The organism is Chryseobacterium piperi (assembly GCF_002285635.2).
GTDB lineage: Bacteria > Bacteroidota > Bacteroidia > Flavobacteriales > Weeksellaceae > Chryseobacterium > Chryseobacterium piperi.
In genome coordinates, this window is the sequence record NZ_CP023049.2 from 2,413,972 (window position 1) to 2,437,275 (window position 23,304).

25 protein-coding genes and 1 tRNA gene are annotated in these 23,304 nt (G+C 33.5%); 11 read left to right on the forward strand and 15 right to left on the reverse strand.

Features of this window, described 5'->3' with window-relative positions:
• Positions 1-276: 276 nt before the first annotated feature.
• Together map and CJF12_RS10480 are read right to left on the reverse strand one after the other, a co-directional pair.
• Complete coding sequence (map, locus tag CJF12_RS10475) at positions 277-1,041, reverse strand: type I methionyl aminopeptidase (RefSeq protein ID WP_034687596.1); 765 nt, start codon at positions 1,039-1,041, stop codon at positions 277-279.
• 504 nt (positions 1,042-1,545) lie between these two features.
• On the reverse strand, positions 1,546-2,559 hold the full coding sequence (locus CJF12_RS10480) for a hypothetical protein (protein ID WP_051887395.1): 1,014 nt from the start codon (positions 2,557-2,559) through the stop codon (positions 1,546-1,548).
• Positions 2,560-3,724: 1,165 nt separating this feature from the next.
• On the opposite strand from CJF12_RS10480, the gene CJF12_RS10485 reads away from it, so the two are divergent.
• The gene (locus tag CJF12_RS10485) at positions 3,725-4,564 is read left to right on the forward strand and encodes a hypothetical protein (protein ID WP_131329593.1); all 840 of its coding nucleotides are present in this window, start codon (positions 3,725-3,727) and stop codon (positions 4,562-4,564) included.
• Positions 4,565-4,736: 172 nt separating this feature from the next.
• On the opposite strand, the gene istB is transcribed toward CJF12_RS10485, so the two are convergent.
• The 4 genes from istB to CJF12_RS10505 form a co-directional block, all read right to left on the reverse strand.
• Positions 4,737-5,480 carry an IS21-like element helper ATPase IstB gene (gene istB, locus CJF12_RS10490; protein ID WP_034681199.1) on the reverse strand — a complete coding sequence of 248 codons (744 nt, stop codon included), beginning with the start codon at positions 5,478-5,480 and terminating at the stop codon, positions 4,737-4,739.
• Positions 5,481-5,521: 41 nt separating this feature from the next.
• On the reverse strand, positions 5,522-7,081 hold the full coding sequence (gene istA, locus CJF12_RS10495) for an IS21 family transposase (protein WP_034681614.1): 1,560 nt from the start codon (positions 7,079-7,081) through the stop codon (positions 5,522-5,524).
• Positions 7,082-7,224: 143 nt separating this feature from the next.
• Positions 7,225-7,725, reverse strand: coding sequence for a hypothetical protein (locus CJF12_RS10500; RefSeq protein WP_095591136.1), 501 nt, complete (start codon positions 7,723-7,725; stop codon positions 7,225-7,227).
• Positions 7,722-8,006, reverse strand: coding sequence for a hypothetical protein (locus CJF12_RS10505; protein ID WP_095591137.1), 285 nt, complete (start codon positions 8,004-8,006; stop codon positions 7,722-7,724). Before CJF12_RS10505 ends, CJF12_RS10500 begins: the two co-directional genes overlap by 4 nt.
• Positions 8,007-8,144: 138 nt before the next feature.
• Between CJF12_RS10505 and CJF12_RS10510 the strand changes: the two genes are divergently transcribed.
• Positions 8,145-8,903, forward strand: coding sequence for an IS5 family transposase (locus tag CJF12_RS10510; RefSeq protein WP_095591055.1), 759 nt, complete (start codon positions 8,145-8,147; stop codon positions 8,901-8,903).
• On the opposite strand, the gene CJF12_RS10515 is transcribed toward CJF12_RS10510, so the two are convergent.
• The 3 genes from CJF12_RS10515 to CJF12_RS10525 are packed head-to-tail and all read right to left on the reverse strand — an operon-like array spanning position 8,863 to position 12,356.
• Complete coding sequence (locus CJF12_RS10515; protein ID WP_051887358.1) at positions 8,863-9,762, reverse strand: RHS repeat domain-containing protein; 900 nt, start codon at positions 9,760-9,762, stop codon at positions 8,863-8,865. The genes CJF12_RS10510 and CJF12_RS10515 overlap by 41 nt on opposite strands.
• A gap of 9 nt (positions 9,763-9,771) precedes the next feature.
• Entirely contained in the window at positions 9,772-10,884 is a 1,113-nt protein-coding gene (locus tag CJF12_RS10520) for a hypothetical protein (protein ID WP_034686446.1), read from the reverse strand.
• Positions 10,885-10,889: 5 nt separating this feature from the next.
• The gene (locus CJF12_RS10525) at positions 10,890-12,356 is read right to left on the reverse strand and encodes a hypothetical protein (protein ID WP_131329565.1); all 1,467 of its coding nucleotides are present in this window, start codon (positions 12,354-12,356) and stop codon (positions 10,890-10,892) included.
• 132 nt (positions 12,357-12,488) lie between these two features.
• Between CJF12_RS10525 and CJF12_RS10530 the strand changes: the two genes are divergently transcribed.
• The 7 genes from CJF12_RS10530 to CJF12_RS10560 all read left to right on the forward strand — a co-directional run bounded on the left by CJF12_RS10530 (position 12,489) and on the right by CJF12_RS10560 (position 18,148).
• Positions 12,489-12,737, forward strand: coding sequence for a helix-turn-helix domain-containing protein (locus tag CJF12_RS10530; protein ID WP_034686448.1), 249 nt, complete (start codon positions 12,489-12,491; stop codon positions 12,735-12,737).
• A gap of 168 nt (positions 12,738-12,905) precedes the next feature.
• Positions 12,906-14,048, forward strand: coding sequence for a phage portal family protein (locus tag CJF12_RS10535; protein ID WP_034686450.1), 1,143 nt, complete (start codon positions 12,906-12,908; stop codon positions 14,046-14,048).
• On the forward strand, positions 14,032-14,715 hold the full coding sequence (locus CJF12_RS10540; protein ID WP_034686451.1) for a hypothetical protein: 684 nt from the start codon (positions 14,032-14,034) through the stop codon (positions 14,713-14,715). The genes CJF12_RS10535 and CJF12_RS10540 overlap by 17 nt, the downstream gene beginning before the upstream one ends.
• A 104-nt stretch (positions 14,716-14,819) precedes the next feature.
• Entirely contained in the window at positions 14,820-16,697 is a 1,878-nt protein-coding gene (locus tag CJF12_RS10545; protein ID WP_034686453.1) for a sialate O-acetylesterase, read from the forward strand.
• 15 nt (positions 16,698-16,712) lie between these two features.
• Positions 16,713-17,192: a phage holin family protein gene (locus tag CJF12_RS10550; RefSeq protein ID WP_034686454.1), complete on the forward strand. Its 480-nt coding sequence runs from the start codon at positions 16,713-16,715 to the stop codon at positions 17,190-17,192.
• Positions 17,161-17,718 carry a hypothetical protein gene (locus CJF12_RS10555; protein WP_099668556.1) on the forward strand — a complete coding sequence of 186 codons (558 nt, stop codon included), beginning with the start codon at positions 17,161-17,163 and terminating at the stop codon, positions 17,716-17,718. The genes CJF12_RS10550 and CJF12_RS10555 overlap by 32 nt, the downstream gene beginning before the upstream one ends.
• Positions 17,719-17,722: 4 nt before the next feature.
• The gene (locus CJF12_RS10560) at positions 17,723-18,148 is read left to right on the forward strand and encodes a M15 family metallopeptidase (protein ID WP_034686460.1); all 426 of its coding nucleotides are present in this window, start codon (positions 17,723-17,725) and stop codon (positions 18,146-18,148) included.
• Positions 18,149-18,303: 155 nt separating this feature from the next.
• Here CJF12_RS10560 and CJF12_RS10565 read toward each other — a convergent pair whose 3' ends face one another.
• From CJF12_RS10565 to mce, 6 genes are all read right to left on the reverse strand, one after another.
• Positions 18,304-18,843, reverse strand: coding sequence for a DUF2335 domain-containing protein (locus CJF12_RS10565; protein WP_034686461.1), 540 nt, complete (start codon positions 18,841-18,843; stop codon positions 18,304-18,306).
• A gap of 7 nt (positions 18,844-18,850) precedes the next feature.
• Positions 18,851-19,078: a hypothetical protein gene (locus CJF12_RS10570; RefSeq protein WP_034686462.1), complete on the reverse strand. Its 228-nt coding sequence runs from the start codon at positions 19,076-19,078 to the stop codon at positions 18,851-18,853.
• A 423-nt stretch (positions 19,079-19,501) separates the two neighbouring features.
• On the reverse strand, positions 19,502-19,729 hold the full coding sequence (locus tag CJF12_RS10575; RefSeq protein WP_034686463.1) for a hypothetical protein: 228 nt from the start codon (positions 19,727-19,729) through the stop codon (positions 19,502-19,504).
• Positions 19,730-19,737: 8 nt separating this feature from the next.
• Positions 19,738-20,991 carry a site-specific integrase gene (locus tag CJF12_RS10580; protein ID WP_131329567.1) on the reverse strand — a complete coding sequence of 418 codons (1,254 nt, stop codon included), beginning with the start codon at positions 20,989-20,991 and terminating at the stop codon, positions 19,738-19,740.
• A gap of 107 nt (positions 20,992-21,098) precedes the next feature.
• A tRNA-Ile gene (locus CJF12_RS10585) sits at positions 21,099-21,172 on the reverse strand.
• Between the two features lie 65 nt (positions 21,173-21,237).
• Complete coding sequence (gene mce / locus CJF12_RS10590; RefSeq protein ID WP_034686467.1) at positions 21,238-21,633, reverse strand: methylmalonyl-CoA epimerase; 396 nt, start codon at positions 21,631-21,633, stop codon at positions 21,238-21,240.
• A 91-nt stretch (positions 21,634-21,724) separates the two neighbouring features.
• On the opposite strand from mce, the gene rbfA reads away from it, so the two are divergent.
• Together rbfA and CJF12_RS10600 are read left to right on the forward strand one after the other, a co-directional pair.
• A complete protein-coding gene (rbfA, locus tag CJF12_RS10595) occupies positions 21,725-22,084 on the forward strand; it encodes a 30S ribosome-binding factor RbfA (RefSeq protein WP_034686469.1) in 360 nt (119 codons plus the stop codon).
• 3 nt (positions 22,085-22,087) lie between these two features.
• The gene (locus tag CJF12_RS10600; RefSeq protein ID WP_034686471.1) at positions 22,088-23,293 is read left to right on the forward strand and encodes an ABC transporter permease; all 1,206 of its coding nucleotides are present in this window, start codon (positions 22,088-22,090) and stop codon (positions 23,291-23,293) included.
• The last annotated feature ends 11 nt before the right edge of the window (positions 23,294-23,304 follow it).

The window sequence follows — 23,304 nt, forward strand, 5'->3', positions numbered from 1 at the left end:
TTTTTATTCAATATACCGCAATATATATCATTAAAAAATGAATTAAAATTAACAAAACACATAATAAACACGCTTTAAACTAAATACAACCTACATTAAATTATTTATTTTTTTATAAAAACACAAATTACAATTTAAATTTTACTAAAAATAAGATCAAAACAATGAAAATAAACAACAAAAATCCGCTCACTATCTCTCATTATTTTTAATCAATAAAAAACCACTTACATTTCCGTAAGTGGTTTTTTATTGATTCCTATTTTGGAAATATTCTTAATTTAAGATTCCATTCATTTCTGTTAAAATAATTGGTTTTCCATCAGTCACAATAATCGTATGCTCATGTTGTGCCATGTATCCGCCCTTATTACCTACCATAGTCCATCCGTCTTTCAATTCCACAGCAATACTGGAAGAAGTGGAGATAAATGTTTCAATAGCCACCACAGAATTTTTCCTGAATCTCCTGTGATCAAAACGATTTTTATAATTCATCAATTCATCCGGCTGTTCATGCAGACTCCTTCCGATACCGTGCCCACCAAGGTTTCTGATAACCTTAAACCCTCTTTTCTTCGCCTCCGTTTCCATCAGCCAGCCGATATCTGCTATTTTTACACCTCCTTTGATATGATTGATCGCTTTTTCCAAAATATCCTTTGAAGCATCAACTAATTTCTGATGCTGATTAATATCTTTTCCAATGATAAATGAACCTCCGTTATCAGCCCAGAACCCATTCAGCTCTGCTGAAACATCAATATTAATCAAATCTCCTTCCTTCAGAATCCGTTGATCTGTCGGAATACCGTGACAAAATTCATTATCCACGCTGATGCAGGTCCAGCCTGGAAATCCATAAGTGAGATAAGGCGCTGATTTAGCCCCAAAGTCATCCAGTATTTTTGCTCCGTACTCATCCAGATCTTTTGTCGTCATACCTGGCTGAGCATAACGAGTCATTTCCTTTAAAGTATAGGCAACCGCCTCACTTGCTTTTTGCATTCCGATTAATTCGGATTCGTTGGTTATTGACATTCTTATATTTTAATTGATATCAGTTTCCAGTAATCTGGTAAGTGTTTTACCATAACGACTGGAAACTACAAAGTTAGTGATTTAAATATTTTATACATTAAATTAAGACAACCCTCCAAACAATACCGCAATCTTAGAGTCTGTTTTAAAAATTAAATAATAGAGAGTTTCCTTTTTGCTTTTCTCTCAGATCATACAGATTTAGCAAATGATATATGTTTTACCAAGCAATGAAAAAATTTGTGTATTCGTAGCTAAAAAATAGCCATAATGCTTTCGAATTACAATAGCCACGAATGCACGAATAAGACCATAGCCATACGAAGATTTAATTTTAGAGCTTTATAAGCTCCAAAATTAAAATTAGAATGAGCAACCACCTGTCAATAAAACAAGGAAGCTACCTCATTAATGAGGCAGCTTCCTTTATTTCCGGGTTTTCTATGATTAAGAAAATCCATCTTACGTTGTAATGGATGTACTTGTTATAGTAACACCTTTTACCTATGCTTCAGTATCTTCAACGACTACTACTGTAGCTCTTTGCTTATTTCCGGCAATCCCTGCACCAATAGCAGCACTAACAGCACCCAATAAAAGTCCGAAGAATGAAAACAATGCAAATTTAGAAAGACCTGACGCTACATCTTCTCCTACTTCTTTTGCTTTTTGTCCCGCTTCTTCTTTTACTTCTTTAATTTTTGCTTTAGCTTCATTCGTCACCTTTACCCAATTATCAACAATCTGCTCAGATTCAGCTTTGGATTTTCCGGTTCTGTGCATCACGATATTCGCTAGAGCATCACGATCAACAGCTTCAAAAGTAGCATCTCCTGATTTGAAAAGTTTTGAGAATAATGAGTCAAGTTTAGCCTGACTCTCCTGAGGGTTTTCCATAATGGAATTCGCAGTCCCTTTTACTTTTTCAGAAGCATCTTTTGATTTACTTTCCAGATTTTCAGGTCTCAATTGTTTTTTATCGGTTTGTTTAAGCAATGTTTCAGCCTCCGTTTTTAACTTCCCGATTGAAGTTTCGTTGATGTTCAGCTGATCATTGATCATATCTCCCGCTTGTGGTGCTACTGCTTTCACACCTTCACCGGCAATATCAAACCCTTTGTTGATCACAGAACCCACACCACCTACAATTTTACCTACCGAAGCGGTAATGATGTAAATATTTAAAATGGTAAGCAAACACCATGTAATAAGGCCATGTAGGGCTAAATCTGTTTTATTAACCTGGTTGGAAAACCAACCTGCAACCCAGCCACCACAAAATAAAGAAATCAACATGGTGACAATCCACCATATCAAAGCTCCCGTACCCAGTCCACTAAAAGGTTTTGCTTCTTCCAAAGGATTAATGCTTCCCAGACCAATAGCCAGCCCAAGTAAATTCAGTAATAACTGAACAGCAACGGCAATAATAACACCTGCGAAAATTGAAGTCCAAGACAGACGGTTTACAATCTCCATGAATGATCGATCATTAGTAGTTTTAATAGTTTGTTTCATAATATTTTTGTAAGGATTAATAAAAAATTTAATGTATGATTACATTAAGCTTGTTGTATTTTAAAATGAATTATACATACCGGACAAAGCCGGTAAGATTTCGTACTTTAATAAATGAGATAGACCTATATATAAATATAATATAAGGTAATAACTATGTGTTTTGTCCTTTTAGAGTACATGGTTTCAATACCTACCTCTTCACATAATAAGGACATTAAATTACATCAGTAAAAGTAATGTATAAAAAGTCGACAATTTTTTGAAATTCACTATTTATTTTAAATATGATTTAAAATATCAGAAACTCTTATCCGTTTCTTGATAGCGTTTGAATAATATATTTTTGGTTCTTACGTAAGTAGAAAAATGATGTAATTGTTATAATTAAAACAATATCTGTACCAAAAAATTTTGCAATTAATAAATATTGGCTGTTTTTTTTCAAAAAATGCAACGAAAAATATGATATTCATATATTATATTTTTTGAATTATTTATAAAGAAAAATTATAAAATCAACAACCCATAATTTATAAACTGATTCAATCAAAACATAATAAAAACCCTGCAATCCACCTGAGCGTAGTAGTTCAGGCATTCCATTATATCCATTTAAAGTTCTCTAAAAAACAAACCTTGGTTCGATTATACCAATTAAAAAAGTCAGAATATCATCTCAAAATTGACACAATTTATAGCAATTTTGAATACAGAGAAAAAAAATAAATTTTACTATTAAATACGACATCTCATGTCACTCATCATGAATATTTTAGTAAACAGAATTACCGTAACAATGATTATTATTATAAAAATCCCATCAATATATTTCTCTAATTAATGATAAAAATCTATTTTAAAAACCAGAAATGGAGCAAATATGATGAAAATATAACAACTCGGTTGATGGTATTGGTAATCTTCTTTATTTCTCCTTACTCATTATAAAGTTCTACAGTATAGAAATAAAAAAAGCACTCAAAAGAGTGCTTTTCTGTGGTCCCACCTGGACTACATGCTTGTATTTCTAATAAATAGATTATCAATTACATACAAAATGAAATTTATAACAGTGGACACTATAGAGTACACTTTTAATAAATCTATCCCTTTTTGTTTCAACAAATTTACTTATTTTGTAAGAGACAACAAAATCATTCTATTGAAAAAGCTTATTACCATTTTTAGCTTCACTAAGTTATTTCATGAAGCATATCGACAAAACTCACCTCTTGATAATTTCTTAGTACAGTTACAGGAATTAATCAATATTGATATAATTGAACTTATAGAAGCTAACAAAGCTAGAGCAAGTGAAAAGGCTAATGCATGGCAGGAAGAAGCCTATCGTAATTTTGAAAGAATAGGTAAAATAGGAATTGAGCATTCTAATGGGTTAAATTTGGACATTGAACCCAATCCATTATGGGATTGTAGTTTCATGAGGGCTCTTAGAACATTTAATGAAAGAAATTTTTATGTTGCTAATTGCTTATCTAATAAAAAAACTTTTGGAGACAACGACAATCTAATAAAATCTCAAATGAGATTAATGGTTTTTAAAAATGTTTCATTGATATTACCTTCTGATAAACCAGTAAAAGAGTCAACTAATAATACGGATTTCAGTACTGAAAGTAAAGAACCAAAATTTAGCCCAAAAATTCAGGAAAAATATTTGGATAGATTTATCAGCTCTCTTATAGTAAACACTCTTGATAATAATTCAAAAGACAATTTGATAAAACTTTTAAAAGGTGGTGATATTAAAGAACCTATAGTATTTTCATGTTCTGCTAATTCTGTTATCTATTTTTTCAGACAAATGCATGAAGAAGGAATAATATTAACCACTAAATCCATATCAAGGAAATTCATACAACAACATTTTATGTTTAAATGGAGGGGCAAGTTGGCTTTTCCAAAAGATGACAGTATCAAAAACTACCTTACACGAAGAGAACCTTCTTCGGTTTCTCATAAAATTATTTTAGTCGACTAAATACTAAAGTTTGTTAATTTTTATAACTCATACATAACACCACAATAACACTGTATTGATGGTGTCTGTAAATTCCAGTGATATTGACCACCTAATTCCTGATTAAATTGACCACTAAGAATGAAGTCAAAAAAGGTGTCTAAAAGATGGTTTAAAAATATAAAATAAATCTTTACTCTGAGCTGATTTTCTGATCAGCTTTTTTTCTTCTCATCGATTCTCCTTTAAGGTCTATTCTCAGGGAGTTGTGAACCATTCTGTCAAGTATTGCATCGGCTATTGTTTGTTCCGCAATGACTTCATGCCAGGCACTTACAGGCAGTTGCGAAGCAATAATAGTGGAACGTTTTCCGTGTCTGTCTTCTATAATCTCCATAAAATCCTGACGTTTAAGATTATCCAGGGATTGTAATCCAAAATCATCAAGGATAATAAGATCCTGCTTTTCTATTCGGTCTATCTCTTTAAGGTAAGATCCGTCTGCCTTAGCCATCTTAAGCTTTGAGAAGAGTTTGTTGATGCTGAAGTACATGACTTTATATCCCATTGTACAGGCTTTGTATCCAATGGCAGTTGCGATAAAACTTTTTCCAACTCCTGTACTGCCTGTAATAAGAATATTCTGTTTCTGTGATATAAAATCGCAGGAAGATAATCTTCCAATAGTATTCTTATCAATATTTCTGGAAGAAGAGGCCGTAATCTCTTCCATAAATGTCCTGTATCTGAACTTAGCTGTGGTAATCAATCTTTCTACCTTTCTGCTTTCCCTGTCGTCATACTCGGATTCAATCAAGTAGGCTATAAGTTCATCATTGGTATAGGAGATACTTCCTGTTTCCATTGTTGTGGAAAACGCCCTGTGCATCCCGTGGAGCTTTAAATGTTTCATTTTTTCTAATGTTGCCTGATTCATAGGTTTTGTATTAATGATTTAATTGTTAATGATTGTAGATGTTACTGATAGTATTTTCCGCCCCTTATGTTTTTGTGTTTAGGCAGTTTCTTTTCTTCAAAAAATGCATCGTCATCGGTTAGATTATCCAGCCCTCTTTCCAGAATACTTTTAATCATGGCAAGGCTGTATTTTTCATATCCCAACGCTCTTTTACAGGCATTGTCAAGTCTTATGTTGCCGATCTTTTTTGATAATGAAAGGATTCCCAGGCAGGTTTTATAGGACTGCTCAGGATGCTGTTTCTTTTCCAGGATTTTGATGATGTACTGCTCACAATATTCCCCGACAGACCTTCCCCAAGAGATAAACCGGGAGGGATTCCATTCAGTCATAAACTGATAAGATGAAGGCATATGTTCTTTTACAGTCGTATACTGATATTTAGCCAGGATTCTGTTATGGAATGCTATTCTGCGCTGGTCATAGTAAATCTCGACTGTATTTTTACTAAAAATAATGTTTACTTTTTTACCAATATAGCTGAACGGAACACTGTAATAATGCTGGTCTTTACTTAAATATACATGGCTGGTCTTATGAACGGTAGCACGTGCAGAATGCTTGAGCTGGTACATCATAGCTGGTAGTGGGGATAATGCATGTCTTTCAACCTCACGGAAAACATCAGCCCTGGAATACTTCTTTCTTTTCATGGGAGCTTCATTATATCCTTCCAGCAGGTTTTCTATAGCTTTGTTCAATGCTTCCAGGCTAAAGAAGTGATCTTTACGCAATGGAGCAAAAATGCGGGTATACACAATGCGTACCGCATTTTCAACCAAAGCCTTATCCTTGGGATGATAGGTACGCGTAGGAAGTATTGTAGTGCTATAGTGGGAAGCAAAATCCAGAAGAGAATCAGTGATGACAGGTTCGTACTTATGGCTCTTTTTTACGGCTGTACGCAGGTTATCGGTAACAATAGCTGCGGGAACTCCTCCATAATAATGCAGGGTTTTGGTAAGACTTCCAAGAAAATCTTCTTTCCCCTGGGTTCTTGTAGCTTCTACGAAGGTCATGCCACTGGCTCCAAGTATGGATACGAAGACCTCAACTTCCTGTTGTTCTCCTGTTTCTTTATTAATAATGTGAAGTTTTTTTCCTGTATAATCCACAAAAAGTTTATCCCCAGCCTTATGTTCAATATGCATGGAAGGGTTCACCTTTTTACACCATTCCCGGTAATGATGGCAAAAGCGGGAATATTGGTAGCCTGAAGGGTATTTATCTATGTATTCTTCCCATAGCAGATAACGGGTGACCCCAACACGTTTTAGTTCTTTGGATATGTAAGGAAACAACGATTCAAGTTGTTTTTTAATATTGGCCTTATCCCTTATATCGGTTGGCGGAGTCTCGAATAAATCATCTAAATCTTCATCACTCAGCTCTATCAGCTCGTCATATGTAAGCTGGTGTTCATGGAACAGGCTGATATACTTTTTAGCAGTATTGCGTGAGATACCCAGTTGTTTGCTTATCCGCAATTTACTTACCCCCTGGGTGTATAATCGTAATAATTGTTTAATGTTCAACATGTCTATTCTTTTGTTAGCCATTTGGTATTTTTTGGCTAAGTTATTCAAGACACGTTTTCTGACTTTTTTTTGGGGGTCAATTTGCTCAGGAATCAACTGATCATTTGCTCAGGATTGAGATGGTCAATTTTGAAGGATTCTACATCTGGTTATCAATTAAAGTATTAAGGCTTAATATTACAGTCATATGGATAGCATTTTTCTAATTTGCCATTTGAGTCAAAATTCAATATCCATGTTTTAGGGTCATAATAGTTATTAGAATCAGTAGAGTGTGATTCTGAAACCTTATTTATTTTTATGGATTTTAAGAAATCAGCTTTACTATCCTTGTTAAATATACAGAATATGTTACTTCTTGTCTTGTAAACATTGAAGTTTTTTACAAATTCATTTATTTGATATTCATTCTGAAATTTATAAATAGTTACTGTAAAACCTTCATATTTGTTTTGATTAGAAATGCTATTTTCAACTTCTGTTACTAAAGGCATTTCTTGGAAATATATTGCAAAAGTAGATTTATAGGAATCTGTATTTATATGTTTAGAAAATTGATTTGTTAGATTTTGAATTAAATTTTTATCATAGATTGTATTAATCTTTGTTTGAGCTTTACATGAATTCAATAAAGTAAAGCATATAAGTAATATTAGGTTTTTCATCTATTTAATTTTCCTTCATTAGTTATTGAAATAATTTTTTCACTGTCAAAACGTATTCTAAGTGCCCCATCTTTATAATATGGTGAATATAGGATAAATTTGGTTGCAGGATTGTTACCAGCAGCTTTAATATCACCTGTAGGTAGTCCCTTACTGTAAGTGAAATTTCCTGTATCCTTAAAATAGTTAACATTAAAACCACTTGGCCAAAAGGTAAAAGGGTCGGGATGACTATGTTCACTTTCAACTAAGTTGGCTCCTAATTTTACAAGAGGAACCATATCCTCAAGATGTGCTGTTCCTACAAAACTAAAATTATCATTTTTAGAGCCTGTTTAAAAAAGTAATAATAAAAAATAGTAAGGGTTAAAAGTTGCATAAAAATTGTCATTTTAGAGTTGCAAAAGAAAAAAACATCAATGTATCCAACAGACTTAACCCAAACTCAGTGGCAATTTATAAAAAAAGCATTAGATTTTGATGACAGAAAACGAAAATATGATTTGGTTGTCATTTGGAATGCTATCAGTTATTTAGTAAAAACAGGCTGTCAATGGAGACTTTTACCTCATGATTTTCCCAAATGGCAATTGGTTTATTACTATTATTCAAAATGGTCAAATCTGGAGATTTTCGATTTATTATTATCAAAATTGAGAGAGGAAGTACGACGAAACAGGGGTCAGAAAGCGCAGGCAAGTTTAGGAATTATTGACAGTCAAAGTGTTCGTTGGGGAAATAACCGTTCACTCAATGGCTTTGACGGAGGTAAAAAAATAAAAGGAATCAAGAGACACGTTGTGGTAGACAAAAATGGTTTTTTGTTAGCCGTAATGGTAAGTGTAGCCAATGTTCATGACAGTAAGGCTGCATTGTTACTGATCAAAACACTGCGATATTTACTAATTCCGCTTCAGGTAATCCTGGCGGACGGAGGTTATAGAGGAGAGATTATTGAGGAAATAAGAATTAAGTTTAATTATATCATTCAGATCGTAATGCGGAGTGACAAAAAAGTAAAAGGGTTTGAGCCAATTCATAAACGATGGATTATAGAGCGTACATTTGCTTGGTTTGATAACGATAGAAGATTATGCAGAAATTATGAACTCTTAATGGAATCCTCTGAAAACATGGTCAAATTATCCGCCATAAAATTATTACTGAATAAAATTTAAACAGACTCTTAGAATTGGTAAATAAATTTCTATTAAATTCAACATTTGAATTAGAAGATAAATAATCAAAAACATTTTGAGCTTTTTCAGTATTACCTCCAAATTTAATATAATCATAAGTAACAGTTTTAAGGCTTCCAAAGATTTCTGCTGTTACTTGCTCTGAAACAGAGTTTTTAGCTATGTAGCCTTTCTCACCAACTTCAACACCTCCATCATTGTTAGCATTAAGATTTCCATTCTTATCAAAGTTTTTCTCAGCATATATAACATCAGTTTTAGACTCTGCCATCCAAGTGAGATTACCAGATTTATCTAATTTATAAATATCCGTTGCCTGCCTTCCATCAGGGTCAATAAACCTTAAAGGATTATTCATAGCATAATTATAAGGAGACCATCTTCTAAACTCTTCACTTAAAGGGTCTGGTGAAAACCATCTACCTGCTGTATCTAAATAAGGCTGTGCATCTGGGTCACTCAAATCTATTTCTCTGAACTCTGTTATCTCCTTGGTTTTTCGATTGTATTTTACAGAACCAATATTAACAACAGCATCCATATCATGGAATTCTAAGTATTTCCCTTTGCTCAGTGTGGCAATTTTAGGATAATAACCACGGTCTTTAAAAGGATTTCCAATAGCAATATTTTTCCTTCTTCTTTCAGCTTCTTCAGGAGTAATGGAATCTCTGGTTTTCAAAACCTCATCCATATAAGGTCTCTTTCTCTCTTCTTTAGTTAGTTTAACAGGATTTACCCATTTCTTTTCAGCTTTTGGCTTAGCTTGGGGGTTCTTGACTTGAGCTTGTGTAATTCCTGCCAGAAGTACAAAGCCAGTAAGTATAATTCTTTTCATTGTCATTTGTTATTTCGTAAAGTTATTCATTAATTTTTTATTCTCATATTTCTCTCTCTCTGTTCTTAGAGAAACAAGCCAGTCTAAATACATTTCCTCTGGCATTTGTCTATATCCGATGTCATAAATATGCCCATATTCCTTTGTCATAAGCTCCATGAGTTCTTTGGCTTTTGGGTCCTGTTGAGCCTTTTTAATGTTTTCAGGATTAGTGGAACTCAAATTCTGTTTATCCATCAGCTTTTCAAACTGTGCTTTGTGTGTTTCGGCTTTCAGAATTAAGGCTTTGGCAAAGTTTGGATAAATCTCTATTGCTCTGTTTATCGTTTTTAATACAAATTCTCCATCATTATCAGGGAAATTTCTATTATATGCCTGCGCTAAATCAAATAGACATAGAGCAAGGCTTTCTTTGCTGTTCAGGGCTTTCATAAACACTCCATTTTTGATAGCATCCAAATGGATATAACCTGATGCCATCAACCACGAATCCTGAGGAAATATGCCACTTGTAAGCTCTGTATTATACCAACCATCCGATTTAATTTGATGTTTGATATAAACGTGGTTTGGTGCTAATGCCAGATTAGCCTCAACACCCAATTCCTCTGCCAGTATCTTATATAGGTATGGCATAGAATTACAGTTTCCTTTTTTAGTAGCCAGAAGTTTAGATACAAATAAGTTAGTAATATCTTTATGACCAAATACATCCTCAAAATCATAATTGAAAGGTTTGTACTGGATTACGGTATCTTTAATAGCAATTGGCAAAGTCTGGCACATGATAGAATAGACTGCTGCATATTTACTTACTTTATCCTTATCTGACTGTTTATAGGTCAAATCTCTGCTCTGAACAATATTATTTGCAAAACTCTTTAGAAAGGCTATTTCTCGGTTCAACTTGTCTGTATCTAACTTACCTTGATAGTAAGCATTTTCTACACTAAAAACAGCCTCTTTGAAACTGTATTGCTGTTTGTCATTAAGCATATTATCAATAGTTTGATAAGCATCGTTATAAAATTGGTTGCTTTGTGCCCTAACCGTTCCTGTACCAAGCCATAGAAGCAACACAGATAAAAGGTATATAGTTTTATGAGAGAAATATTTTTTCATTGCTGTTATAAATGTTTTGGGTCTATTGGGAAATACTGGGCTTTCTCGTTAGACTGCTGAGATTCTTTTTTCTTTTGTTCCTGAGCTTTTCTTAAAACTTCCTGTTGTTTCTGCTTTTGCTTTTCAGCATTAATCTGTTTCATTCTTTCAGCAAGAGCTTCACTTTTCTGCCTGTTGGCTTCACCTTTCATATTTCCTAACCACTCTTCATAAGCACCCTCAGGCATAGAAACATAACCTAAATTGTCAATATTATTAAATTGGGCTTTTGTTTCCTGTAATAGAGTCAATGCTCTTGGATAAAATCTAATGTTTTGTAGTTCCTCAGAATTTTCAAGGTTTTTAATACCTAATTGCCCTGCTACATATTCCAGTTTAGCCTGTTGAAAAGTTGATTTTAGGAGATTTGCATAAATGTTTTTGGGTGAGTATTCCAGTGCCTTGTTTAAAGTCTTTCCTACAAATTCATCCATTCCGTATTTGTGGGCATAACCATTGGCTAAATCTGCATAGAACTGGGCTAATAGCTCTTTTTTGCTTTGCTCCTTCATATAAATATCATTCTGCAAAGCTTCTGATTTTATATAGCCTGATTCCAGAATCATAGAGCTTGTAGTAAATATTCCATTGGTAAGCTCTGCATTTTGCCATTCCCCCTCTTCATCCTTAAACTTCACATAAGTATGGTTTGGAGCAAAGGCTAAATAAGATTCTGCATTCATTTCCTCTGCCAGCATCAAATAATACAAAGGCATGGAGTGACATTGTCCAGAGCCTGTTTTAAGGAGTTTGGAAACAAACATTTTGCTCCAATCCTTTGCACCCATATAATCTTCAAAATCATACTTGACAGCTTTATGCTGAACTCCTCCCAGCTTCATTCCTTTAGACAGGTATTCAAAAATCATCAAGTTTTTATCTGTATTGCTTTCAGTATCCTGCTTTCTCTCTTTCATTTTCTGTAAGAGCTGTTTTGCTGTTTTCTGAATTCCAGATTTAAACTGATTGTAATTTTGTTTATTCCCGTAAAAAGCATTCTCCACAATGAAATTGGCTTCACTTATAGAGTAATTGTCAGTATTGAGTGAGGCTAATTGATTGTAAGCATCATAATAAGATTGTGTGCCTGCCTTTCCTGAAAATGAGGGGAGGTTATAATAAGAATCTTCTAAGGCTTGTTGTCTGTAATAGTTCTCCTGTTTATTTCTGAGCTCCTCTTCCTGAGCCACCTTTCTAAAGTCTTCTTCCATCATTTTTGCATTCTGCTGCTGAATCTGTGAGCTCCTTTGATTGGATAAGCCACCATGAGGAACAGAGGGAGCAACAGACCTTGCTTCACTTCCGTAATTTGGATTTGAAAAGTTACCCAGATTGCTTGGTGCAGAAGCTTGGGAAGTAGGGAAATTTGGAATCTGTCCCAATCCATAAATACTTATACACAGCAAAGGCAAAAGCTGTAATTTTTTCATCATAGATATTAATAATTTGTGCGTTTTGGTGGTAGCAATTTTACAAAAATTTCTACAAAAGTAAAAACGGTTTCCCATCACCGTAAACATTAATGTTTACCCACTGAGCAAATATAAAAGATAATATTGACATCAATGTCAATAGACCCTAACAAATTTACATCCTATCAAAAGAATCTGGGAGAGAGGCTTAAAAGCATCAGAGAATCCAATGGGTATTCTTTGACTGACTTGGCTTCTCTATGTGATTTGGAGAAAACTGCTATTTCCAGAATTGAAAATGGCAGAACCAACATCACCTTTAAGACTGCCATTGTTCTTTGTACAGCTTTAAAAATCGAGCTTAAAGATTTTTTTGACATTTCAATAAATCAAGACCTTTAATTAAGTTCTTTTTTTCATATAATTTATTTTATCCAAATGTAGATAAGGGTAACGACAAAACTTGTCGTGTTACTAATTAATTTAAGTTATTATGAAATGATTTTTTTTCACTTCTTCTCAAACTCTCCTTTAACTTCATTCTTAGTGGTCAATTTAATCAGGAATTAGGTGGTCAATATCACTGGAATTTACAGGTTAACTCTAAAAGATGCTACAGATTCAGAATTAAAGGCTTTTAAAGACCTTCAAAAGCGTATCAATAACAAGCGTCAAAGTATGGGTAAAGTACTTGATGGACTATTTAATAAATACTTTAGGGTAGGAAACGATTTCATTGAGATTATTAGATCCAAAGTTGGAGAGACAAAGAAAGTGATGGCTTTTCCTCGAAAATTCCTTGAGTGTAGATTGTCTGAAGCTGACGAAAATGATGTTTCTCAAAGCGTTTATATTTCAAAAAAATTTAGAAATATAAAAGACGACTGGTCAATTGATGTTGAAAAAGACGCAATTGAACTTCCTATATATGATGGGGAAGATACTAACTGGTACATTCACCCTACTCAAGGAACAGAACACTGCCTAATTCATATTAAAAATGAAATGCCTGGTTATGACTACTATGGAATGCCAGAGAACGTTGCTTCTTTACCTCAACAGATCTTAGAATACAAAGCAGCCAGGTATAATATTGACAACTTTGAAAACAACCTTGTGATCGGAGGTCTCGTAGTGCTTGAAGGGAACCACACAGATGATGAGTTAAATAAAGTCGCAAGAAAAATCACAGCTCAACATACCGGTGATGGTAAGAGAGGTCGTTATGCATTTGTTTCTAATAAACAAGGTACCGCAGTAATTCATGATATGAAAAAACAGACAGATGGTGACTTCTTAGCAATGGATGAAAAAGTTGAACAAAAGATAATTAGCGCTAATAATTGGGATGCAGCACTATTCGGACAGAACATAAGTAAGGGAATAGGAAATGGCGGGAATGCTTACGTACGAACCATTTTTGATATCAAAAATAAAACAGTTATTGAACCTACTAGGGAAGTTATCATTGAAGATTTCATTATCCCATTTTTTGAGATATATGATGATTGGATGGGTACTAATTGGAGCGAAAAAGAATTTTCTTTCATTCCTGTAGTTCCAGAAAGTTTCGCTGGTGATATCGATTCTAATGCAATTCTTACTGTAGATGAAGGACGCCAAATATTAGGTAAGGATCCTTTACCTAATAATGAAGGATCTGTAATCATTTCAACTAATCAGAAAACACAAAAAAATGTACAGGATAAATAATACAGGTAGAAATACTTTGATTACTCCAGATGAAGTCAAATTCCATTCTCCCTCTGACGGTAGTGAAGGAGAAAGACTGATTTTACAAAATATTATCGTTGCTGAAGAACGTTGGATTAAATCTGAATTGGGGTATGAATTTTATGAGGATTTCATCAATAAGAAAAATATTGAAGTAACTGCACTAAATAAAGATGATCTTTTACAAAAAATTAAAGATGATTACTCTCAAGACAATACAGAATTTCCTGACCAGCTTCTGAAGGTTGGTAAAATTATTAACTCATTAGAATTTATTACAAATGACTGGTATAATAAACTTTGGAGACTGTATTTATGGAAAATTACCGCAGAATGTGTTGATGCAATGTCTATTGTTCCTAGTTGGCTTGAAACTACTAATGCAGGGCAGCAGTTCAAAAACCCTAATTCTATAGGAAGTACTGCCGGATCAGCAAGTGGGAGTGCTAAAGACGTAAAATTCAAAATGGATAATGCGGTCTTAGAAAGAATAAACCCGCTTTTTATTGCAATGCATGAATGGCTTTGTAGAAATAAAAATCATTTTCCCTTGTACAAAAAAGAGTGCCCTGGCGGCTGTAGAGATTATGAGGTAAAAACCTCAACTGTTAATGTTGGATGGGGATTAAATATATACGATGACTAATGAGCTATTATGATTATTATAAACTTGTTTGTAAGTGTGTTATAAACATTTTAAAAGGTGGGTTTTCTGATGACTTCTCCGATGACTTTGATATATAATAAATTATGACTATACAAGATATTTTAGCTTTAATTGGAATAAAGCTGCCTGATAACAGACAAAAAAGAATTACTGCTAAAGATATCAGAGATTCTTTTCAATTAATAGGTTCAAAAGTAGAAGCAGTTTCATCTGGATATAAAGACTATTTGAAAATTGCTAATACACCACCAACCAGTGGTTGGGCAAAAGGATTATACAAATTATTAGAGATTGGTGATTATATAAATCTAACACCTGCAGTTGATAATAACGGAAATCCAACAACTATAAAAGGTGAAAGTGGTAAGATTAATGAAGCTTATTTCAATGGGAGTGTTTGGACTAAATCAGAAATACAGTTACCAAAATCGGAAAATAAGATCGACACATGGCTGCCTATTTCATATACTTCAGGTAAACAAGTTATAAGATCACAAGACAATGCAATTTATGAAGCTTCTCAAAATGTGACATCTAGTGATGTTCCTGGAATCTCGCCTTTATGGATTAAAAAAGTTGGAGTAAACGTATCTCCAACTTTCAACGCAACATCTACAACTGAAGCACAAAGTGGTGAACAAATAGCGAAAAGATATGATAAGACTTTGGCTGTATTAAAATATTTTATTTCTGGTCAAGATGTTTTAGAAAAAGTATACAAAGCCTCGGATACTGATAAAAATATATTTGGAGTGGGATCAGACACAACGGGCCAACTCTTAAAAAACAATACAATTTCACCTGACAATTCCGCAGCATATTTTTCGTGGAAAAATATACCATTAAATTCATCCACAAAAAAAATCACAAAGATTGAACTAAAAGTGGTGAGATTTGGAGGCAATATAGGTGCTAATTTGTTAGGCATAAAAGACGACGGTGCAATAGACGTATTAGTAGGGGCTATGGGAACACCTTCCGGTCAGTTGGATACTTACACTTTTGATGTTTCTTCGTATAAGTATGTTTCTTATAGTTATTTCATTTACGCCTCATTTCCCGCAACAAATAATAATGAAATTAAATTTTTTTCAACAGAAGAAAAAGGTGCGGCGGCAGCTGAAAATGCTGTTATAAATTATATTAACAATGAAATTTACAAGATTGGAACTACAAGTTTTAACTGCCGTATCTCTATTGAAGGCCAAAGTAATGCTTATGGGTACGGAACAACCAACGATCTTTTAACACAATCTCCGTTTTCTTCCGTGTCTTTTGATTGGTTAAAAGCCTTTTCTCGTGTCTTTATATGGAATCCTAACACCAATTCATATGAAAATCTAAAACTAAAGACAAACAACACTGGATACTTCCAGCCGTCAGAAATAGATTGGTTTGGAGTAGAAATCGGAATAGCTTTAACGTGGTTGCAAACTCATAAATTTGGCAATCTATATATTGATAAACATTGTGAAAACGGCCAGGCAATCGCCTATTTTCAAAAAGGAAGTTCATTTTATACGTCCAGATTATTGCCCAGAAAATCAGCAGCGAATCAATGGCTGAAAGATAGAAATATAAGCGTTAATGATATTGCTTTTGTATGGATACAGGGAGAGTCGGATATGAATAATTCGCAAGCTTATTACCTCGGAGCATTAAAGAAGCTTATTTCCGATCGAATGGAAGATAAATTGATCAAAGTATCAACCAATATCATTCTTGCACAGGTTAATCCTCAAAACAAAATGTATTCAGCAAATGTTGCTACTGCAAAAGATGAATATATAGCCTTTAATAAACAAGCGAAAATTATCACATATCCAAATCTCACCTGGGACGGTGTACATCTTACAGCAGCAGGGCAGGTGGATCTAGGTTTGCAGGCGGGTTATAGTTGCTTGGAAACTGACAAATATCTTATCGGTGATATTGATGATAAAAAAAACTGGAACATATAATCTGAATGGTAAATAATGGAAAAAATAATTATTAATCTCTGGATTTTATTTGCACTCAATATGGAGGTTTTTCTCATCGTAATGGCTGACTTATGGAGTGGAGTAATGAAAGCCAAAAAAAACAATGTATCACGGTCTAGTTACGGATTCAAACGAACAGTTGAAAAGTTAGGAAGATACTATAATGTCATGTTTGCATTAGTTGTAATTGATTCTATGCAAATGACATGTATTTGGTATCTCAACGAGTTTCACAAATATAATATTCCCTTCTTTCCATTTTTAACTCTATGTGGCGCCATTGGATTAAGTCTTATTGAATTAAAATCCATTTATGAGAAGGCGGAAGATAAACAACGTTTTCATGAAGCCGGGGCTTTGATTAGTGCTATAGCCAAAAATAGAAACTTTGACCAGATTGCTAGAGACGTTAATGAATATTTGAACTCACAAAAACAAAAAAATGATGAAGAGCCTACTACTCCTACTGATTAGCATAATCTTACTTTCTTGTGGTTCCAGACTGAAGAAAATAGAGAAAAGAGAAATTAAAAATGAAAGTCAAATTTCTCTAAATAACACTTCTGAAGCAAGTTCTAAAATTACTAGAAAAGATTCTGATTTTCAAGTGTCAGATTTGACAAAAACAAGAATTTCAGTAATTCCCAGAATAGATAAATGTAATGAGTCAACCAGATCTGATAATCCAGTTAATCCCAGAACAATGACAATTAAGGATTCGAAGGGAAATGAAACAAATATTCCGGTTGATGAAAATTCAGAGATTCGCTTTGAAAATACATCTGCTCTTGATACGAGGTTAAAGAATGCAGAGCTAGAGCTTGCGACCAGCGAGAAAGAAAATATAAATCTTCAGGCTAAAAACACTGAGCTACAAAAGGAGTTAAGATCTTCTTTGGAAAGTAACAAGCCTTCATGGTGGTTATACGCTCTAATATTTATTTCAGGCGTGATATTCATCCCCTTGATAAAATACATAATAACAAAAAGAAAGATTTAAAACTATGGCATATTTTTTAGGAAAAAGAAGTTTATCTAGCCTTGAAGGAGTTCACCCTAACTTGGTAAGATTAATCAAAGAATCAATTACAAATAGTCCGGTAGACTTCACCGTAGTTGAGGGGGTGAGAACTCTAAAAAGACAGCAAGAGCTTTTTGCTCAAGGGAGAACACGACCCGGCAAAAGGGTAACTAATGCAGACGGGGTTAGAAATAAATCTAATCATCAGGTAAAGCCGGATGGATTCGGGCATGCAGTGGATATATATCCTTTTTTCTTAGGACAAGTTCAAGTCAATCACCGAGATACAATTAAAAATTTGAAATTGATTTCTGATCATATTAAAGCCACGGCTAAAAGATTAGAAATACCAATAACATGGGGAGGTGATTGGAGAAGACCTTACGATCCTCCACACTTTCAATTATAATGTCTAATTAAAAAATGAGATGTATTATCTAAAAAGCCCCCTATAAAAGGAGGCTTTTTTATTTATTAGATTAGTTTTCTTACTTAAAGACGGTTAGATTCCGTCATACTCTTTTTTTTGTGACATTGTTTTCATACGAGATGTTTCAGAAAATTTTATTCAGGTTCGTTATTGTTATTAGGAAACTGCGCGCTCTTACCTAAAACGTATACTGTAACTAATCCAATGACTGTTGTAGTTGCTAAAATTCCTCCTAACCACGGCTGGTCCAAAAGGCCTAGTGAAATAGCTCCTCCTATACAAATTAAGGAAATTACCAATCCAAAGATTTGTCCTTTTGCAGATTGTTTATTATCAGAATCTATAACTTTATTTTCCATCGATCTTCTATGTGCGCTTTGCAGCTCTGCCTCTTTCATAATTCTTTCAGCGCCATTAGGAATGATCATGTTGTATTTTTCAATATCTTCTGGTCTTGGAAGAGGACCAGAATGCATGGAAGCCTGTCTTATTGAGATAGTCCTAACTAGACTCAAGAATTTTTTCCTTTGCTCAGGAGGTAAATCATCTAAAAATTCAGGCTCTATTTCTTCTATATCCTCTTGTATTTCCTGTAAAGATAAGTCTTGTTCACTTTGGTGTTGAGTTCTTTGATCATCATGAGTCTCATTTATTTTTGCGTTTTTTGGTGTCATATGTTTTTTAATAGCAGCTTTCTAATTTTTGCTTAGCATTTCTAAGATCTTGTCCTATCATTTCCCAGTCATTTTCAATAGCTCTACGATCTGCAATTTTTTCTGTAACAGATGTGTCATAATCAAAATAACTACCTCGAAGGTTAAAGATACTTCCCATCCCTACAATAAAATTTCTTCTTGGCAATAGATAGGAGGTTTTTACTTTTCGATTGTTAAATCTTACTTTTTTCATAATATTTTGAAGTTTTTTCTACATAAATGTTCACACATTTATACAAACAAATATACAAATAGTATGCAAATTTCCAACTTTTTTGTTGCGTTTTTACTTTAACAAAGAAGGAGCCCTTCAATTGAAAGACTCCTTGGTAGTTGTTATTTTAATAATGATGATTTTCAGTAAAACTTCCCAATTAAGGGAAGTGATGATAGGATGAACATCAAATTTAAAAAAAATAAGTATAAAGGCACAAGTTTTGTTTAGTTATTTAATATTTTTTTTCACAATTCATTTATAAATTTTTACTTTCAATTTAAGATCTACAATTAATTTGTAGGTTTTTTTATTAATATAATTTTATTATATTTAAATAAATAATTTTTAGTAAAGTTGTTTTTTTTATAGGTCGCCCCTCTATGTAGGGGCTTTTTTATTTTAGAACCCTTCTTCTAATTTTTGAATTTCTTCTCTTGAAAACTCTTCCATTTCTTCAATGATCTTTTCCCTCTCATGCTTATTTAAAAACATAGCATGCTCTATTTCTCTCGACAGCATAATCGGATTCACTTGGTCAACTTTAAAAAAGAGTTCTTTCCCGGCTGATCTGTACAATACAAAATATTGCTGTGTTTTTATTTCGTAAAATAGCTTTAGTGTTTTCATGGTACAAATTAAATTATCAATTTTATTCTTTTTAAATCAGCATTTTTTCTGGAAGTCTTCCCTTTAGTATAAATATTAGTTGTATTTTCAGTAGTATGATTTGCCATTCTTTGTGATGGACTTTCAATCGGGATAATTGGGGCTGTGCTCATTTCATCTAATTTATCTAAAAATAAATGTTTTAAGCTATAGAAATCTTCAGTTACTTCAATGATTTCTCCATGGTCATCTTTTATAACCTTATCTTTAACGTGTCTTTTCCATCTTATAGAAATTTGTTTAGCACTTATAGCCACCGAACCCGGTTCTAAATTTTTTGAAAATAAAAAATCATCATTATCTTCACACAGATCAATCACTTCTTTCCAATAAGAGTAAGATGCAGGAATAATCACTTTTTTCACCCAAGTATATTGCTTTCCTTTTTTTATTAGAACTTTATACTCTTGGTTTATTAAATCGACATGCTTTTTCTGCACCCTAAACAATTCAGTTGTACGACCTCCAGAATAAAAAAATATTTTCCCATATCTGAAAAAAGTATAATATTTATCTTGAAGAAATTTAAAAACATATTTCAATTTATTTTCCGAAATAACTTCTCTTATTGTTTCTTCTTCAATTTTTTTGGAAACTCCATTAACAGGATTATTTTCACAACATCCATATTGAGTAAGTTCTTTAAAACAAGCTTGTAAATAACTTCTGGATTTATTAAAAACAGAATTAGTCAGTTCTAATTCATCCAAAATGGTTTTGATATGCCATGTTCTAACATCACTAATTAATAGTTCTGAGAAATCTAATTTATCTTTAATATTATTAACATGACCTATACATCTTTTAACTTCTTTAGCATGATTTTTTGACCAACTCGATTTAAGATTATCGTAAGCTTTTTCGAGAGCCTTTACAAATGGCATATATGGATGAAAGTAAGTTTTTCTTTCAGTCATGTAATTTTTAGATATTGGATTGAATTTCTTTTCATCCAACATTTTTTCCATTTCTTCCTTAAAAAGTTTAGCTGTTAATTTTAAAACTTGGAGATCATCACCAGAAAACTTTTTGCGATATTGAAAGCCTTTAGGATATGGATAAGCTTCTTTGTATTCTGGATCATAAAATCTGCATTCTACAAACCAGTTGCGTGGAAATTCTGAATTTGCTTTCAAAAGTAAGCAATCTTTTGGGGAAAAATAAACTTCAGTTCTTGAACAACCGTTAAGAAGTTTGATTAATTCTTTTTTTCTTTTTCTCATAATGGTAGATTTAATGTTGACGGTCATGTTGACTTTTGAACATTTTCTACCTTTGTTAAAGCTGAGTAAAAACTCGGAAACCCAATGTGGAAAAGGCTTCCGAGTAGTGGTCCCACCTGGGCTCGAACCAGGGACCACCTGATTATGAGTCAGGTGCTCTAACCAACTGAGCTATAGGACCTCAAAACTTGGTTAAATTTTGTGCTTGCAAAAATAGTAAAATTTCTTTCACTACAAAACTTTTTATTACTTTTCTTGACAAAGTTCTACCAGTACTCCATTGGTAGATTTGGGATGCAAGAATACAACTAATTTGTTATCAGCACCTTCTTTCGGCTCTTCGGAGATAAACTGAAAGCCTTCTTTTTTTAATCTTTTTATCTCTTCAAGAATATTTTCAACACCAAAAGCCAAGTGATGGATTCCTTCCCCTTTTTTACCAATGAATTTTGAGATCGGACTTTCGGGATTACTGGCTTCCAAAAGTTCTATCTTACTTTCTCCGGTTTGATAAAATGAGGTCACTACCCCTTCCCTTTCCACGGTTTCTTTTTTATAAGAGGGTTTTCCCAGGAGCTTTTCAAAAAGTTCATCTGAAACTCCTAAAGATTGTACGGCAATACCGATATGTTCTAACTTCATACGTAAAATACTATAATTAAATCGTAAATTTGAGTCACCCATCAAATTTCAAATGAGCAATTCAAACAAAAGTACTAAATTTGCATAAATTATGGAAAGTAACAGACAAAGAAAAGTAGCACAGATTATACAGGAAGATTTCGCAGAATTATTCCGCAAGCAGGCTGCAGACAGCAAACAGAACTTTTTAGTTTCCGTTTCTGATGTTAAGGTAACTGCAGACTTAGGAATTGCAAAAATCTATTTAAGCATTTTCCCTCAGGAATTCCGTTCTACTATTATGAAGGAAATCGAGGAAAACAAAACCCAATACAGAAACTTTATCGGTCAGAAAATGGCAAAACAGGTTCGTATTATTCCACAGCTTAATTTTTATCTTGACACCACTCTTGACGATGTTGAAAAACTGGAAAAAGAATTAAGAGGTGAAGGTGACAATCCTGTATTATAGATTTTGAAAAACATTGCATTTTATATCGCTTCCCGATACCTTTTAGCTAAAAAAGGGAGCACTGCGGTTACTTTTATCACATGGCTATCCGTGGGAGCTATGATGGTTGCCGTGACTGCAATGTTTGTCATTATTTCAGTTTTTTCGGGTCTTGAAGACCTTAATAAAGATCTGATCTCTAATCTTCACGCTGATCTGACGATCAAAAGTTCATCAGGAAAAACCCTGAAGAATTTACCTACAATTGAAGATGTCCTTAAAAAAAACAAAGATATTGCCAGCTTTTCAAGAGTCATTGAAGAAAAGGTGTATATCAATTATAATGGTAAAGGAGATATTGCCTATCTGAGAGGCGTTGATTCTGCATATACCATTGTCAACCCTATTGATAAAGATGTTTTCTATGGTAACTATCCGAGCTTTGAATACTCGAACGAAGTTTTAATGGAGAACTCACTGGATAACAGATTATCTATTCCCGTTGCTTCTTCAAAGGATTATGCAACGATCTTTATGCCGAAACCCGGACTGGGAATCATCAATAAAGAAGAAGATATTTACAACAAAAAAGATATTCTCGTTACCGGTATTTTCCCCGGAAAAGACCAATTGGACAGCTATATTATTTCCCCTATTGAATTAACCGAACAATTGCTGAATCTTCCTAAAAATTCAGCCTATCAGATTGTCGTTAAATTAAAAAATCCGGAAAATGCTGATGTGATGAAAGATAAGCTTCTTTCCACATTGGGCAAAAATATTGAGATCAAAACCAAAGAAGAAGAGAATGCAGCTTTCTGGAAAATGATCAATACGGAAAAGCTTTTCATTTATCTAATTTTTGCATTGGTCATCTTTATTACGACCTTTAATCTGGCAGGAGCAATTATTATCCTTCAGCTTGATAAAAAGGAACAGGCGAGATCATTGATCTCATTAGGTTTTCCATTAAGCCATTTGAGAAGAATATATTTTTATACCGGAGCTCTTATAGTGATATCAGGGATTATTTCGGGATTAATTCTGGGAACAGCACTATGCTATTTCCAATTTTACACAGAGTTTTTTAAAGCGAACGAAACACTTCCGTTCCCGGTAAAGATTGTGGGGAAAAATTACCTCATTGTATCCGTTACCGCTTCCCTATTCGGAATCATTATTTCATGGGTGTTTTCAAAGATCAGCAAAGAGTATATTACTAAAAGTTAATACTGGTAAAA

What these genes read in the sequence shown, in the direction of transcription:
- rbfA (WP_034686469.1), top strand. Translation starts at nt 21,725, where the DNA reads ATGGAAAGTAACAGACAAAGAAAAGTAGCACAGATTATACAGGAAGAT.
- CJF12_RS10520 (WP_034686446.1), bottom strand. Translation starts at nt 10,884, where the DNA reads ATGAAAAAATATTTCTCTCATAAAACTATATACCTTTTATCTGTGTTG.
- CJF12_RS10530 (WP_034686448.1), top strand. Translation starts at nt 12,489, where the DNA reads ATGTCAATAGACCCTAACAAATTTACATCCTATCAAAAGAATCTGGGA.
- CJF12_RS10545 (WP_034686453.1), top strand. Translation starts at nt 14,820, where the DNA reads ATGACTATACAAGATATTTTAGCTTTAATTGGAATAAAGCTGCCTGAT.
- CJF12_RS10480 (WP_051887395.1), bottom strand. Translation starts at nt 2,559, where the DNA reads ATGAAACAAACTATTAAAACTACTAATGATCGATCATTCATGGAGATT.
- map (WP_034687596.1), bottom strand. Translation starts at nt 1,041, where the DNA reads ATGTCAATAACCAACGAATCCGAATTAATCGGAATGCAAAAAGCAAGT.
- istA (WP_034681614.1), bottom strand. Translation starts at nt 7,081, where the DNA reads ATGGCTAACAAAAGAATAGACATGTTGAACATTAAACAATTATTACGA.
- CJF12_RS10560 (WP_034686460.1), top strand. Translation starts at nt 17,723, where the DNA reads ATGGCATATTTTTTAGGAAAAAGAAGTTTATCTAGCCTTGAAGGAGTT.
- CJF12_RS10550 (WP_034686454.1), top strand. Translation starts at nt 16,713, where the DNA reads ATGGAAAAAATAATTATTAATCTCTGGATTTTATTTGCACTCAATATG.
- CJF12_RS10575 (WP_034686463.1), bottom strand. Translation starts at nt 19,729, where the DNA reads ATGAAAACACTAAAGCTATTTTACGAAATAAAAACACAGCAATATTTT.
- CJF12_RS10580 (WP_131329567.1), bottom strand. Translation starts at nt 20,991, where the DNA reads ATGAGAAAAAGAAAAAAAGAATTAATCAAACTTCTTAACGGTTGTTCA.
- istB (WP_034681199.1), bottom strand. Translation starts at nt 5,480, where the DNA reads ATGAATCAGGCAACATTAGAAAAAATGAAACATTTAAAGCTCCACGGG.
- CJF12_RS10510 (WP_095591055.1), top strand. Translation starts at nt 8,145, where the DNA reads ATGTATCCAACAGACTTAACCCAAACTCAGTGGCAATTTATAAAAAAA.
- CJF12_RS10500 (WP_095591136.1), bottom strand. Translation starts at nt 7,725, where the DNA reads ATGAAAAACCTAATATTACTTATATGCTTTACTTTATTGAATTCATGT.
- CJF12_RS10505 (WP_095591137.1), bottom strand. Translation starts at nt 8,006, where the DNA reads ATGGTTCCTCTTGTAAAATTAGGAGCCAACTTAGTTGAAAGTGAACAT.
- CJF12_RS10565 (WP_034686461.1), bottom strand. Translation starts at nt 18,843, where the DNA reads ATGACACCAAAAAACGCAAAAATAAATGAGACTCATGATGATCAAAGA.
- CJF12_RS10555 (WP_099668556.1), top strand. Translation starts at nt 17,161, where the DNA reads ATGATGAAGAGCCTACTACTCCTACTGATTAGCATAATCTTACTTTCT.
- CJF12_RS10525 (WP_131329565.1), bottom strand. Translation starts at nt 12,356, where the DNA reads ATGATGAAAAAATTACAGCTTTTGCCTTTGCTGTGTATAAGTATTTAT.
- CJF12_RS10515 (WP_051887358.1), bottom strand. Translation starts at nt 9,762, where the DNA reads ATGAAAAGAATTATACTTACTGGCTTTGTACTTCTGGCAGGAATTACA.
- mce (WP_034686467.1), bottom strand. Translation starts at nt 21,633, where the DNA reads ATGAAGTTAGAACATATCGGTATTGCCGTACAATCTTTAGGAGTTTCA.
- CJF12_RS10540 (WP_034686451.1), top strand. Translation starts at nt 14,032, where the DNA reads ATGTACAGGATAAATAATACAGGTAGAAATACTTTGATTACTCCAGAT.
- CJF12_RS10570 (WP_034686462.1), bottom strand. Translation starts at nt 19,078, where the DNA reads ATGAAAAAAGTAAGATTTAACAATCGAAAAGTAAAAACCTCCTATCTA.